Raw genomic sequence first — 13,851 nt, 5'->3', positions numbered from 1 at the left:
ATGAAAAAGATATATACAATTTTAGTAGCAGTAATAGTAACTATAAGTGTGTTTGCTCAATCTCCCGAAAAAATGAGTTATCAAGCAGTAGTCCGCAATGCAAGTGGTGAATTAGTCACCACACAAGTTGGCATGAAACTTAGCGTATTAAAAGGCGATGATGCGACTTCTGCAAGTGAAGAATACTCAGAAATTCTTAATCCAACACCTAATAGCAACGGTTTGGTAAGCATTGAGTTTGGCGGACAAACAGGATGGGATGTTATTGATTGGGCTGATGGTAAATTCTTTATTAAAACCCAAACAGATATTGATAACAACGGTACATACGATGTGGAGGGCATAAGTCAATTACTTAGTGTTCCTTATGCTATGCATGCTAAAACAGCAGAATCAATTGTTGGTGGTGTAAGCGAAATCGATCCTGTATTCGATGCTTCCATAGCTTCAAAAATTACAGCAGCTGATACAACAAAGTGGAACAATGCTGATAGGTCTGAAACAAACGAATTACAAACCCTATCTATCTCAAACGATACAATTTACCTAAGCAATGATGGTTTTGCAAAACTACCTACACAACAACAAGAAACTAAAACTTATGCTGTGGGCGATTCTGCTCAAGGAGGTGTCGTATTTTATGTAAATGACAAAGGGACACACGGCTTAGCAATTGCATTAACTGACCAAGCATACGATGGAAGTGACCCTGAAACAATGGTATATTACTACGACGCTCCTCGTCTTTGTTCTGACGCTAGTCGTTTTGATGAAGCAGGCAAAGAATTTACTGATTGGAGATTACCGACAATAACAGAAGCCGAAATATTAGGAAATGCTTTTAACAATCAAGGTATGATTGATAAGCTTGGTATTCCTTGGACTAGTAATGATTATACTCATTTATATTGGTTTGCAGATGTGCTTTATTTAGATAAACTAGTTGATGGTAATATTGGAGCAGGTCAGTCAATAAATGGCACTAATGCTTATAAATATAGCAATAGTTCAGATAAAAACCTTGTAAGAAGAGGATTTGGAAAACTAAATAATTCAGGTGATGCGGCTCCATATTATAGCGAGATAGAGTATAAGACCAACGTTCGTTGCGTAAGGTCTTTTTAAACATCGAACTTATGAAAAGGATGATAATGTTAAGTATACTGGTCTTTGCTACATCTTTAGTAAAGGCTCAGTACATTTCTGAGATAATAGAATATACTCCTGCCCCTGGACAGTTTATAAATATCAGCCCAGGTTTGCCGTGGAATGCCGAAAGCATAAAAGGCTCTCCTGAAAAAAATGGGCGAATGGTATCACTCGGATTTTGGGGTGGATATATTATTGTAGGGTTCGACGAGCCTATTGAAAACGACTCCGATAACCCTTATGGTGTAGATTTTACCGTTTTTGGTAATGCTTTTCTTGGAAGTTCGGAACCCGGTATAGTACAGGTAATGAAAGACGAGAATGAAAACGGATTGCCTGACGATACATGGTACGAATTGATGGGAAGCGACCATCACCTTTCAGCAACTACTTATAACTATGCCATAACTTATACCAATCCTCATGGTAAATACGATGTTCCATGGGTGGACAATGAGGAAAATGAAGGGATTGTACGTTATATGAAAGAATTTCACACACAGGAACATTATCCATCTGCCGATAGTTTTCCGCATATCGATCAGGATAGCTATACCCTACATGGTACGCTATTAAAGCATAAATCTACACAAAGTGTTACAGACGGCTTGTGGGTAAACCTTGATTTTGACTATGGTTATGCCGATAATAAATCTATCATTAATAATAGTCATGTTGAAGATTGGTTTTTAACCCCTGATAATCCTTACACTTTGGATGTTCAAGAAGGCTGCGGCGGCGATGCTTTTGATATCCATTGGGCAATTGATGCAAATGGAAACCATGTTGATTTAGATAAAATTCATTGGGTAAAAGTGTACAACGGTGTTGCACAAAATGCGGGATGGTTAGGCGAAAACTCTACCGAGATAACAGGCATTGCAGATGTTATGCCAAATGACACTATTGAAGGCGTAACTCACACTATAGTAAGCAACCAGCCGCCGCATCCGGGAGGGTTTCCTGTAGCAACAAACTTGCAATGGTACACGGGCGAAAATTTTCAATTTGAAAGTTACGTGGTAAATATGGGGCGGTTACAATATCCCGACATGCCGGCAAATTACATGATTACATGGGAAAGCAGCAACGAAGCTGTCGCTACCATCTCTGCCGACGGCCTACTAACACCAGTAGCAAAAGGAGATGTCGTAATTACAAGCATTTGGGAAGACCCTGACGACACTTTATCTGGTGTTAAACTTGATAGTGTTATAGTTGATTCGATTGTTGGACGTGGAGGCACAAGCTATATCTGGGAAACATTTTACACAGGAATATTCCGTGAATTTAATATAAATATCGAAGTTGGAGGTGTTGATGCTATTGTCGCCAACAATACTATTGAAAATGTTGTTGGGAAACCGGGCGATAGTTTTACTTACGATTTAGAAGGGCTATTTACCGACCCTAACGATCCTGATGCTACATTTATTTACATGATATTTGGTGGTCATGACATGACTATTGCCGATGCCGAAATAGTTGATGGCAAAATAACATTTGAACTTAAATCGGTTGGCGATATAGGAATTATTATAAAATGTCAGACAAATGGAAAGATGGGACAAACTACCATTCCTGTATCTGTTCGAGACGATGAGCCTACATCAATTGTTACAAATAGTTCTTCCGACAAAGAGTATCCGATTTACCCTAATCCAGCAAGCAACTTTATTAATATTAAAAATGCAGAAAGGGTTAACATCGAAGTTTTCAATATTTCGGGGATTAGAGTAGGTGAATTAAATAACTATTCTTACGGTCAGTCTATTTATGTTGGGCATTTGAATTCGGGCATTTATCTTATAACTATCAATTCAGGTACTGATATAAAAACACTGAAATTTCAAAAGAAATAAATGAGTTAACTAAACGAATGTTCCATAATTAGTCTTTGCAAGAAAACTCCAAATACTGCGTTATTCTCATTTTTGAAACAGTCATTTACAATCAGTAAACTCCTTGGTTTCAAAAATATCGAAAGCCTTGTCTTTGAAGCTTTCTTATCAAAGACAGAAAAAACAGTCGTTTTCTTGCAGCCACTAATTAGGAGCATTCGTTTTAAAATGATATTAAATGTTAAAAAAAAGGCACTTACTTTTTCTAATTGCTTTCATGCCTTTGTTTGCTTATTCTCAAGGTATGCTGGATTCTATTTACCAAATACCTGAAGTAATTAAAACCGCAGAACGGATTTTTAAAAAGGAAACCGCAGGTATGAAGCAAACCGAAGTGGACACACTTGTACTATTAGAGAAAAAGTCTGTTTCCTTATCGGAACTGTTATCAGAAAACACACCTGTATTTATTAAAAGTCATGGACGCGGAGCTCTGGCTACGGCATCTTTTAGGGGAACTGCTCCATCACACACACAGGTAACTTGGAACGGTATAAACATCAATTCACCCATGACGGGTATGGTTGATTTTTCGCTCATTCCGGTATATGTGGTTGACGATATGAACCTAAAACACGGGGCTTCTTCTTTGTCTGAGCAAAGCGGTGGATTGGGTGGTTCAATCAACATTAACAACAAACCTGACTGGAATAACAAATTTGGATTAAAATACAGGCAAGGCACAGGTAGTTATAGTACTTACGATGAATTTTTGCAAGTAGGCCTCGGCAACAAAAAAGTACAAAGCAAAACCCGTGTTTATCACAGTAAATCTAACAACGATTACACCTACATAAATAAAAGCATTGGCAATAATATTAACCCACAAACAGGAGGATATATAAACCCGCTGGATACTAATAAACATGCCGATTGGACAAAATATGGATTATTACAGGAAATATACTACCGTCCAAATGATAAAAATATTGTTTCGGCTACCTATTGGGGACAATATGCCGACCGCACTATTCCAAGGGTAACAAGTTTTGAAGGCGATGAAAATGCCAACCTTAACAACCAAAAAGATTATGACCATAAAGTAGTTTTGAAATGGAGTAATTATTCAGAAAAAGGGAAATTATATGCAAATAGTGGCTACTCACATAAAAACCTCGATTATACCCTCCACAACCAAGTGCCGGGACAGGGCTTACTAGCTGCCATATATTCCGAAAGTTGCTCTAGAAGTTACCTGAATAAGGTTTCGTATGATTATAATTTCAGTAAAACATTTTCTTTGAAAGCAAGTTTAGACGGCAATTATCATAGTGTAATTTCAAAAGATTCGGTTACAAAAACCGGTTATACCGAAGAAAGAACCGAGCTTTCTGCATTTTTATCATTACATAAAAATTTTGCTGACAGGCTTAACCTTATGCTTATGATGCGACAAGAATATGTCGATGACGATTTTACCCCTTTTGTGCCGTTTTTTGGTTTCGACTTTCGCTTGATAAAAGAAAAAGACCTTATACTTAAAGGAAACATAGCACGTAATTTTCACATGCCCACGCTTAACGACCTTTATTGGTTACCGGGAGGAAACCCGGATTTACTACCTGAAGAAGGCTTTAGTTTTGAGTTTGGACTGGCTTATCAAAAAAAGATAAAAAGGCATAAGCTACATACCGAAATTACGTATTATAGAACCGATATTGACAATTGGATTGTGTGGTTGCCAACATATAAAGGATACTGGGAACCACTTAATATTAAGCGTGTACTCTCACAAGGGCTTGAGGCCAATATCAAGTTGAGTGGACAAATTGGGAAATTCAGCTATCGTACACTTTTCAACTATGCCTATACCAGTTCAATTAACTATGGCGACATAAAAGTATGGGGGGATGAATCGTATGGTAAACAGCTTGTGTATGTTCCACTTCATTCCGGAAATGCACTTCTAAATATTGGGTACAAAGGCTTTTTTATTACCTACCAATATAATTATTATAACGAACGATTTACTACATCGAGTAACAATATCTCAAAACGTGACTGGCTTTACCCATATCACATGAACGATATAAGTATGGGTAAAAACCTTGACTTAAAAAAAATAAAACTATCGGCAGAACTAAAAGTATATAATCTGTTTGATGAAACTTATCATTCAATATTATATCGTCCAATGCCCGGTCGCAATTACTTGCTAACGCTTACTTTTCAATTTTAACAGATTAAAAATCAAATAATGAGAAAGATTTCAATTACAATATTTTGCATAGCTCTAATCTTTAGCTCTTGTATGAAAGATGATGAGTTGACAAACTTTAAAGAGCCCGATTACGAATTTGGTGATGATACAACAACCATAACCAATATACGCAGAGCTTCGGGCGTGTTTATAATGAACGAGGGAAATTTCATGTATGGTAATGCATCTCTGTCATACTACGATGTAGAGAATAGGAAAGTGTATAACGATATTTTTTATGAAACCAATAAACTTCCTTTGGGCGATGTTGCACAATCAATGATTATTAGGGATTCTTTAGGATATGTGGTAATAAATAACAGTGGAAAAGTATATGTGATAAATATAAATACTTTTAATGTGGTGGGCAAAATTACAGGGCTTACTTCGCCACGATACATTCATTTTTTGAGCGATACAAAAGCATATATTACCGATTTGTATGCTAAATCCATAGCCATTGTGAATCCACAAACATTTCAGTTAACAGGAAGCATTAACGTAAATAATTACGACCCCTGGTTTTATCAGCATCCCACCGAACAAATGGTACAATACGATAAATATGTTTTCACCAATTGCTGGAGCTACGACAATAAAATACTGGTTATAGATTCCGAAACCGACCAAATTGTAGATTCTATTGATGTAATAAAACAACCAACATCACTCTGTATGGACAAATACAATAAAATATGGTCGGTATCTGATGGTGGATATTCCGGCTCTCCCTATAAGCAAGAATATCCGGGGTTGCAGCGAATAAATCCGGTTACACGAGAAGTTGAAAAAACGTGGACATTCGGTTTTGATGACTGGCCACAAGAAGTTTGCATCAATGGCGGTGGCGATACCGTTTTCTTTATTAACAAGCATATTTATTGCCAGCCAGTGTTATCCGATGCAGAACCTGAGATATTTATAAAAAGCCCTTATGATTATTCAGACAAAGATGCCTACTTCGGTGGATTTTACGGGCTTGATATTGACCCCTTTTCATCGGAAGTGTATGTTGCCGATGCTATTGATTATGTGCAACAAGGCGTGGTGTACAGATATACAGCCAAAGCTGTACCAATTGATACTTTTAAAGTTGGAATAATTCCGGGAGCTTTTTGCTTTAAAAAATAATAGACAGTAAAGTAATTACAATGAAAAGAGATATACAGAAAAGATAGTTTGAGGGACTACGAATTCTCCCATTTTTGTATTTGAATACAGTAACAAATGAGTGTTTTTGAAAAAGATAGCTTTGCAGCATTTGAGAAGTTGTTACAGGGCTATCAAAAAGCCCACAAAAATCAAGTGCATGGGTAGACAAGATTGATGTTTGGGTTGCGAAAATAACACATTTACCAAATGATCCGTTTTCACAAGAACTCATTGCGCTTATCTTATACCACTATTCTGCACTTTTTGAGGACATAGAAACTGTTATAGACAGAGCCTTAATCTTGCGTGAGCAGATGGAAAACAAACAACGTTTTGTCACCATAAATAGAAAGTTTTACAACATTCCGTTTTTGCCTTGCAATACTTTCTTAAAAAGCCTTCCTGTATTCAATCATGAGGATGTTGAGTGTTACAGGGTAAAAAGATAAATTTATCCAAACTCATAAAAAAGTTAATCGGCAATAAGAAATATAAGTTTCCTTTAAATATGGATTTATTAGAATTGCATGCGCTTTAAGTAACCTTATAAATTATAAGGACTTATAGGAATGCATGAAACTTTTGTCATGTACTTAGATTTTTGTTATAAAGATTTTCAGATGGATACCACAGATATATTAATTAAGATTAGGAAAATTGTTAGGTCAGTAGATATTGAATCTAAAAAAATCAGAAAGAATACGGAGTAAGTATTCCGCAAGTTTTGTGTTTAAGCTTCTTGCATGAATCTATGAATTATCAAGCCACACTGAGTGAAATCAAAAACTTTCTTAATCTAAATTCAAGTACCGTAAGTGGTATTATTAAAAGACTTGAAAAAAAGGGCTTCTTGCCCGACTTCCAAAATCAGGAGATAAAAGAATTGTTACAATTGCCTTTACCTCAGCAGGCGATAAGCCACTAGGTACAATCCCATCGATTCTACACGAACAATTATTAGAAAAGCTTCAAAAGTTAGATGAAACCGAAATAGCAAAAGTTGAAGATAGTTTAGAAACTTTAGTTAGATTATTAGAAATAGAACAAATAGAAGCCTCTCCTTTAATAACCTTATATATTGTCTTAGAAGGTATTGAAGATACTGAAGCGGACTTAAAGGAACCCTTCCTATTATAGTTCAAAAATGCTTTATTCTAAATTTATCAGAATAATATTAGCATTCTCATATCCTTTTTGTAGTTTTGTTCGCATAGAAACTATTTTATTTTTATGAATTGTTGGCATAGTGTAATTGCATATTATAGAATAAAAGAAAGAGACAGAGAAAGAGAGGAGATATATCCTTGCGCAAAAGAAATTAAGTGCGATACCACGAAGACCAAGATGAAACATAGGTTTCCAAAGCATAAAAGCAGAATAAAAAAGGGAAAATAATATATGATTTACAACAACGTTCAAAAAGAGATTGCGCATAAGATTGAAAAAGAACCACAGGTATCAAATTGGAAAGATTGGAAATGGCAGATTAAACACTCTATTAAGTCCTTAGAGAAGTTTGAATACTTAACAGATATTAAATTCGACAAAGAAGAAAGGAAGAATCTTGAAAAAACATTTGAAAAATTCCCACTTTCAATTACCCCCTATTACTTATCGGTAATTGATAAAAAAAACTACAAAAACGACCCTGTATTTAAACAGGCTTTTGGTGGCATTGAAGAGTTAACAACCTTAGAATCGGAACATGCTGACCCGTTGTCAGAAGATAAAGATAGCCCTGTAGAAGGCATTACGCACAGATACCCAGACCGAGTTTTATTTCATGTGAGTAATATATGTTCCATGTATTGTCGCCACTGTACAAGAAAAAGAAAAGTTGGAGATATTGACTTCGTACCATCTAAAGACCAATTATCAGCAGGAATAGAGTATATAAAAAACACTCCTCAAGTTAGAGATGTTTTATTATCGGGTGGTGACCCACTAATGTTACCTGACGACAAGTTAGATTGGCTGTTATCTGAAATTAGTCAAATACCTCACGTTGAATTAATTCGTATAGGAACTAGAATGCCCGTTGTACTTCCTTACAGAATAACAGACAACCTTATTTCCATCTTAAAGAAGTATCATCCACTATGGATTAATACGCATTTTAATCACCCTAATGAAATAACAGCCTCAGCAAAAGAGTCTTTGGCTAAATTAGCAGATGGTGGTTTTCCTTTGGGTAATCAATCTGTACTATTAGCCGACGTTAATGATTGTCCCCGAATAATGAAATCGTTGCTACACAAACTAGTTCAAAATAGAGTGCGTCCTTATTATTTGTACCAATGTGATTTATCTGAAGGCTTATCTCACTTTAGAACGCCTATTGGAAAAGGAATTGAGATAATGGAAAGTTTAATTGGTCACACCAGTGGCTTTGCTCGACCTACCTATGTTATTGATGCCCCTGGTGGTGGTGGAAAAATACCTGTCATGCCTAATTATATTATTTCATGGTCAACAAACAAGGTGGTTCTAAGAAACTACGAAGGTGTAATTACTACCTATAAAGAACCTGACAGTTATGAGCCTAAAATGTGTGATAGAGATTGTGGGAATTGCGATTTAGACTTAAACCTTAGTGAAATTGACGAAAGTGAATCTATTGGTATAGAGAAATTACTATCTGATTCCTGCGATACCATTTCTCTTGTTCCTGAAGATAATGAAAGATTACAAAGGAGGGATGAGAATGAATAATGACATTATTGAAGAAATTACTGAAGGTTCATTAATACAGCATGGCAAGGGAAATGACAGAGTATATCTTATGTCGTTAAAAGGAAATCCGGTATTAACGATTCAAAAAATACAACAACTTGCTAGCCTTAATAAATACTCAAAATTATTTTGTAAAGTACCCAAAAGTGCTGCACCAGTATTTTTTGCAAATGGATTTTTGCTAGAGGCTTTTATACCAAAATTTTATAGTGGTAAAGAAGATGTGTTTTTCGTTTCAAAATTTTTAAACGCAGACCGATTATTAAATATAGAGAACAAACAATTGATTGGTTTAAATAAACTTCTAGTAAAACAACCAACGAAAAAGAAAATACCCAAGGGATATAAGGCTAGAACACTTAATACATCAGATGTACAACAAATAACAAAAATATACCAAGATGTTTTTACCACATATCCCTTTCCAATACATGAACCGGACTACATTATAAAGACAATGGACGAAAATCTCCAATATTATGGTGTTGAATACAAGGGTAAGCTGGTTGCTTTATCAGCAGCCGAAATCGACTTAGATGGTAAAAATGCAGAAATGACAGATTTTGCAACACATTTTAGTCATCAAGGAAATAATTTATCAAGTGTATTGCTCGAGGCTATGGAGAAAACAATGAAAAAACAGGGAATAAAAACCGTATATACCATTGCTAGATTAAACTCTATTCCTATGAACCTAACCTTTTTAAGATTCGCTTATGAGTATTCAGGCACACTTATAAAGAATACGAATATTGGAGGGCAAATAGAAAGTATGAACGTCTATTATAAACACCTTTAGTATGTCAAATTTTAAACTGTGTAAATACACTAAAACATGCCCCGTATTTAAAGGTGAGGTTGCTATTAATGGTACTCCTTTGAGTATTTATAGAAATGTATTTTGTCGTAGAGGCGATAAGGGCTGGAATAATTGCGAGCAATATTTAGAATTTAAAGTAAACTCACTATCAAAAAATACAAGTTTTAATGTCAAAAATAGATAAGATTAATGTTACAGAAGAGGAAAAACAAGTGCTTGTACTGTTGCAAGAAAAGGGAAAGTGCCTATATGGCAATATCTTCAAAGAATTGAATATGGCGCAAACAAAGGGTGCAGAGGTTATTTATTCATTAACAAATAAAGGTTATATAAAGAATGCTGAGCGTTCTTCATATTATGAATTAGCTATTGAAATATAAGTATGTACGATATTTTGCATTCTATAATCCTCTTGTTGATTCTGCTTAATCCTTTTTTGATTATTGTTTACCTTATTGATATTGTAAAAAAGAAACAGACCAAGGAGTTCTCAAAAATTTTGATTCGGGCTGGACTAAACAGCTTTACTGTTTTTACACTCTTTGCCCTATTAGGAGATACTATCTTTCAACATGTATTCAATGCTAATTTTGCCTCGTTTCAAATTTTTGGGGGAATAGTATTATTAATTACAGGAATTCAATTTGTTTTCAAGGGAAGTGCATCTATAGAATCGTTAAGAGGTGAATCCAAACACATTGTAGGAGCAATTGCCATGCCTATTTTCATAGGCCCATGAACAATTAGCTATAGCGTTTTGATCGGTGAGCGATTGAGTAAAACAAATGCGATGCTTGTAATTGCCTTCACTATTATTATATGCATTTCAATAATCATGTTACTAAAAAGATTGCATGACAAGATACATGGGAAAAAAGAAGAGTTAATAGAGCAGTATATTGATATATCCGGCAGGGTAATAGCACTTTTATTAGGAACAGTTTCTATCGAATTAATTATGTCCGGGCTTATCTTTTGGGTAAAAGAGTTGCTTTGGTTGCTGGTATAATCTCAACAATTGGCCACATCGGTGTTACAAGTTCACAAATATTAACTGAAGCAAGACTAGCTTCTTCTACTTTTCTAACCTTATCCTTAACTCAGGCACTTTGGGTTAGGGGTATTGTAGCAGTTGTTTATACTGTTATTGGTGGTCTTAAAGCTGTAATTTATACAGGTACGGTGCAATGGATTGTACTAATGGCAGGTTAGATATTTATAGGGTTGCCATTTGCCTATATGTAACTTGGAGGCATGGAAGCAATAAAGACAACACTTGACCCATCATTTTTAAGTTTAACCGCAATAAGTTGGCATGAGATTATTAATTGGATGTTTACCATTATTCCTATTTTGTTTATTGGCATGACTTTATAACAACGAATATATGCAGCAAAAGACACAAAAACTGCTCAAAAAGGATGGTTCATTGCCGGGTTATTTGAATATCCTATTATGACATTTGTTGGGGTTTTATTAGGAATGCTTTCACGCGTGGCTCTTGAACAAGGTATTTTGGAAGGTTATACGATAGCAAACCTTGATGCAGAAATGGGCTTACCTGTTTTGCTAATAATTAGTGGCTGCAAGAAAACGACTGTTTTTTCTGTCTTTGATAAGAAAGCTTCAAAGACAAGGCCTTCGATATTTTTGAAAATTAGGAGTTTACTGATTGTAAATGACTGTTTCAAAAATGAGAATAACGCAGTATTTGGAGTTTTCTTGCAAAGACTAATTACTAAAATTGATTTGCCTCTTGAATTAGACGCTAATATTTATGGAATACTCCTTTCATTAATCACATATTTTTTAGTTAACACTATAATGCCTGCTTATGAACGATTAAGGGGTAAATGATGTATTTATAGAAAAATATTTTATATGAGGATATGGACAATACACCCTAAATACTTAGACACAAAAGGTATCGTTGCCCTTTGGCGAGAAACACTTCTAGCCAAAAATGTATTGCAAGGAAATACAAAAGGGTATATCAATCACCCACAATTAATTCGATTTAAAGAAAGTCAAAATGCTCTAGTATCTATCAATTATTATTTACAGATAGTATGGAAAGAAGCGAATAAGAGAGGGTATAAAGTTGATAACATTAAAACTATTACCGTTACAGATGGGCAAATTAAGTATGAAACTAATCACTTGTTTCGAAACATCCAAATTTCTCCCCGCTGCCGCACGTGCCACGTGTGGTAGCGGGGGTTTTAGTTCAACAACAGCTCAAACGCAATGTGGGCAAAGGTTTAAGCTGAATCTAACAATGTGTTTGTAAGCCCCGCAAATTTTATTTCCTCATGGAGAGAAAATTATGTAAATTGTGTTCGGTAAATAAATTTGCTAAGCGCCAAAATGGAACATACAAGTTGTTAAATCCACACTGTCGTTTAGCTAAACGTTGTGCGTCATTAAAACAAATCGACCTTAAAAATGAAAAAATCAATAATAATAGTATTTGGAATTTTACTTTTAACAAACTGTAAAACTGAAACAACGAATCAAAAAAACACGGTAACTCCAAAAGAACATAATTCCGATGAATACAATCAAATCTTCAATAAAATTGAGAATGTTTTAAAAACCAATAATGTTCCTTCTCTGTCCATTGGTATCATTAAAAATGGAAAGCGAAGCTATAAGTCTTTTGGTACAATGAACAGAAGCAATGACATTAAAGTGAATAGAGAATCTATTTATCAAATTGCTTCTTTAAGCAAGATGATAACTGGAATTATTGCCAACAATTCTATTCTCGAAGGAAAACTTAAACTTGATGAACCCATTACAAACTATTTATCGCATAAGCTAAATAAACAAGCCATTGAAAAACTAAGTGAGGTTAAAGTTTCTGATTTACTTCACCATACAAGTGGACTACCAAGAGACCCTAAAATAAGAGAATCTCGGGAAAATGGAGAGGTTGAATTTGACGCTGTGAATGGGATTAATTATTTATCAGAAAGCGATTTGATTAAAGAGCTAAATCAAATACAGCTCGAAAACCAAGCAGGTACAACCTTTGAATATTCTAATTTAGGATATACTGTTTTAGGTTATATTCTTGAATTGGTAAACGAAAAAACTTATGCAGATTTAGTTAATGAAATTTTAGCCCAAACATATAATCTAAAAAATACTTTCATTGATTCTCGAAAATTCAAAAATAGAATAGTGACTTCTTACATCGATAATGGAGATAGAACAATTGAACAACGAGAATTTAAATTTGGAAAACAAACACCAGCAAGCGGTGTTTATTCAACTACTGAAGACCTTTTAGGGTTGATGGATTTACAAATAAAATCTTTTAGAAGCCAAAACAAAAATGACCTGGTTCCACCTAGTTTTTCAAATAAAGCTTATACAAGAAGACAGAAAAAAGACATTGCTTATGGATTTGGCTTATTTGAATTTTCACAAAATAAAAATTGGAAATATTATGAGCACGATGGAGATGCAGATGGATTTAGTAGTGATTACTATTTCTCACCAGAAAAAAATGTAGGTTTGGTATTTTTATCATCAAGTGGAGGAAATTGGTTTGGGCAGTTGGCGAATGAAACATTTTTTGAATTAATTGAGAACATAAAATAACAAACGCACAATCGACTAGACTACCGCTAGGCCATTAGCCTAGCGGAGAGCCTCTCACCACGACTTTTTACGCCATAAAAAGTACGTACAGGAAACTTCGTTTCACCCTCTGGATAAAATAATACACCCTAAAACCGAAGTTTATTGAAGATAATTTGTATTTCCAAACTTTTTCAACAACTTCGGGTGTGGGTATACTGCAGCACATGCAGGGCACACACATTTTGTTTATTCCATAGTAAATATGCGGTCTGCTACATATTGCAAAGTAAAAAAATGCTCCAATC

At 34.9% G+C, this 13,851-nt stretch carries 13 protein-coding genes; all 13 read left to right on the top strand.

The genetic code is table 11. From position 1 onward, the window contains the following. The 13 genes from CYTFE_RS28185 (at nucleotide 1) to CYTFE_RS0100620 (ending at nucleotide 13,564) form a co-directional block, all read left to right on the top strand. Nucleotides 1–1,125: a hypothetical protein gene (locus tag CYTFE_RS28185; RefSeq protein ID WP_052342901.1), complete on the top strand. Its 1,125-nt coding sequence runs from the start codon at nucleotides 1–3 to the stop codon at nucleotides 1,123–1,125. A gap of 11 nt (nucleotides 1,126–1,136) precedes the next feature. Then, nucleotides 1,137–3,011, top strand: a complete 1,875-nt coding sequence (locus CYTFE_RS28180) for a T9SS type A sorting domain-containing protein (RefSeq protein ID WP_052342900.1) — start codon at nucleotides 1,137–1,139, stop codon at nucleotides 3,009–3,011. A gap of 217 nt (nucleotides 3,012–3,228) precedes the next feature. Next, nucleotides 3,229–5,229 carry a TonB-dependent receptor plug domain-containing protein gene (locus CYTFE_RS24345; RefSeq protein ID WP_052342899.1) on the top strand — a complete coding sequence of 667 codons (2,001 nt, stop codon included), beginning with the start codon at nucleotides 3,229–3,231 and terminating at the stop codon, nucleotides 5,227–5,229. Between the two features lie 18 nt (nucleotides 5,230–5,247). Next, complete coding sequence (locus CYTFE_RS0100685) at nucleotides 5,248–6,381, top strand: YncE family protein (protein WP_152541870.1); 1,134 nt, start codon at nucleotides 5,248–5,250, stop codon at nucleotides 6,379–6,381. Between the two features lie 772 nt (nucleotides 6,382–7,153). Then, complete coding sequence (locus CYTFE_RS31745) at nucleotides 7,154–7,327, top strand: MarR family transcriptional regulator (protein ID WP_152541869.1); 174 nt, start codon at nucleotides 7,154–7,156, stop codon at nucleotides 7,325–7,327. A gap of 473 nt (nucleotides 7,328–7,800) precedes the next feature. After that, nucleotides 7,801–9,114 (top strand): lysine 2,3-aminomutase, encoded by a 1,314-nt coding sequence (gene kamA, locus CYTFE_RS0100660; RefSeq protein WP_027470230.1) that lies wholly within the window; start codon nucleotides 7,801–7,803, stop codon nucleotides 9,112–9,114. After that, complete coding sequence (ablB, locus tag CYTFE_RS0100655) at nucleotides 9,080–9,934, top strand: putative beta-lysine N-acetyltransferase (RefSeq protein WP_052342898.1); 855 nt, start codon at nucleotides 9,080–9,082, stop codon at nucleotides 9,932–9,934. Before kamA ends, ablB begins: the two co-directional genes overlap by 35 nt. Before the next feature lie 188 nt (nucleotides 9,935–10,122). Then, entirely contained in the window at nucleotides 10,123–10,335 is a 213-nt protein-coding gene (locus CYTFE_RS0100645; RefSeq protein ID WP_027470227.1) for a hypothetical protein, read from the top strand. 2 nt (nucleotides 10,336–10,337) lie between these two features. Beyond that, nucleotides 10,338–10,694, top strand: a complete 357-nt coding sequence (locus tag CYTFE_RS30555; protein ID WP_200871448.1) for a MarC family protein — start codon at nucleotides 10,338–10,340, stop codon at nucleotides 10,692–10,694. 167 nt (nucleotides 10,695–10,861) lie between these two features. Next, on the top strand, nucleotides 10,862–11,167 hold the full coding sequence (locus CYTFE_RS30550) for a sodium:solute symporter family transporter (protein ID WP_316929580.1): 306 nt from the start codon (nucleotides 10,862–10,864) through the stop codon (nucleotides 11,165–11,167). Nucleotides 11,168–11,410: 243 nt separating this feature from the next. Then, on the top strand, nucleotides 11,411–11,812 hold the full coding sequence (locus CYTFE_RS30545) for a hypothetical protein (RefSeq protein WP_027470225.1): 402 nt from the start codon (nucleotides 11,411–11,413) through the stop codon (nucleotides 11,810–11,812). A gap of 24 nt (nucleotides 11,813–11,836) precedes the next feature. After that, on the top strand, nucleotides 11,837–12,169 hold the full coding sequence (locus tag CYTFE_RS31740) for a pyrimidine dimer DNA glycosylase/endonuclease V (RefSeq protein ID WP_052342897.1): 333 nt from the start codon (nucleotides 11,837–11,839) through the stop codon (nucleotides 12,167–12,169). A 231-nt stretch (nucleotides 12,170–12,400) separates the two neighbouring features. Next, nucleotides 12,401–13,564 carry a serine hydrolase domain-containing protein gene (locus CYTFE_RS0100620; RefSeq protein WP_027470224.1) on the top strand — a complete coding sequence of 388 codons (1,164 nt, stop codon included), beginning with the start codon at nucleotides 12,401–12,403 and terminating at the stop codon, nucleotides 13,562–13,564. Nucleotides 13,565–13,851 lie beyond the last annotated feature (287 nt).

This window comes from Saccharicrinis fermentans DSM 9555 = JCM 21142, assembly GCF_000517085.1.
Classification (GTDB): Bacteria; Bacteroidota; Bacteroidia; order Bacteroidales; family Marinilabiliaceae; genus Saccharicrinis; species Saccharicrinis fermentans.
Note: the sequence above shows the minus strand (reverse complement) of the source record. Positions and strands in the feature narration are given on the sequence as shown.

Coding starts and splice junctions, on each gene's coding strand:
- CYTFE_RS28185 (WP_052342901.1), top strand. CDS start 1: ATGAAAAAGATATATACAATTTTAGTAGCAGTAATAGTAACTATAAGT.
- CYTFE_RS28180 (WP_052342900.1), top strand. CDS start 1,137: ATGAAAAGGATGATAATGTTAAGTATACTGGTCTTTGCTACATCTTTA.
- CYTFE_RS24345 (WP_052342899.1), top strand. CDS start 3,229: ATGTTAAAAAAAAGGCACTTACTTTTTCTAATTGCTTTCATGCCTTTG.
- CYTFE_RS0100685 (WP_152541870.1), top strand. CDS start 5,248: ATGAGAAAGATTTCAATTACAATATTTTGCATAGCTCTAATCTTTAGC.
- CYTFE_RS31745 (WP_152541869.1), top strand. CDS start 7,154: ATGAATTATCAAGCCACACTGAGTGAAATCAAAAACTTTCTTAATCTA.
- kamA (WP_027470230.1), top strand. CDS start 7,801: ATGATTTACAACAACGTTCAAAAAGAGATTGCGCATAAGATTGAAAAA.
- ablB (WP_052342898.1), top strand. CDS start 9,080: ATGAAAGATTACAAAGGAGGGATGAGAATGAATAATGACATTATTGAA.
- CYTFE_RS0100645 (WP_027470227.1), top strand. CDS start 10,123: ATGTCAAAAATAGATAAGATTAATGTTACAGAAGAGGAAAAACAAGTG.
- CYTFE_RS30555 (WP_200871448.1), top strand. CDS start 10,338: ATGTACGATATTTTGCATTCTATAATCCTCTTGTTGATTCTGCTTAAT.
- CYTFE_RS30545 (WP_027470225.1), top strand. CDS start 11,411: ATGACATTTGTTGGGGTTTTATTAGGAATGCTTTCACGCGTGGCTCTT.
- CYTFE_RS31740 (WP_052342897.1), top strand. CDS start 11,837: ATGAGGATATGGACAATACACCCTAAATACTTAGACACAAAAGGTATC.
- CYTFE_RS0100620 (WP_027470224.1), top strand. CDS start 12,401: ATGAAAAAATCAATAATAATAGTATTTGGAATTTTACTTTTAACAAAC.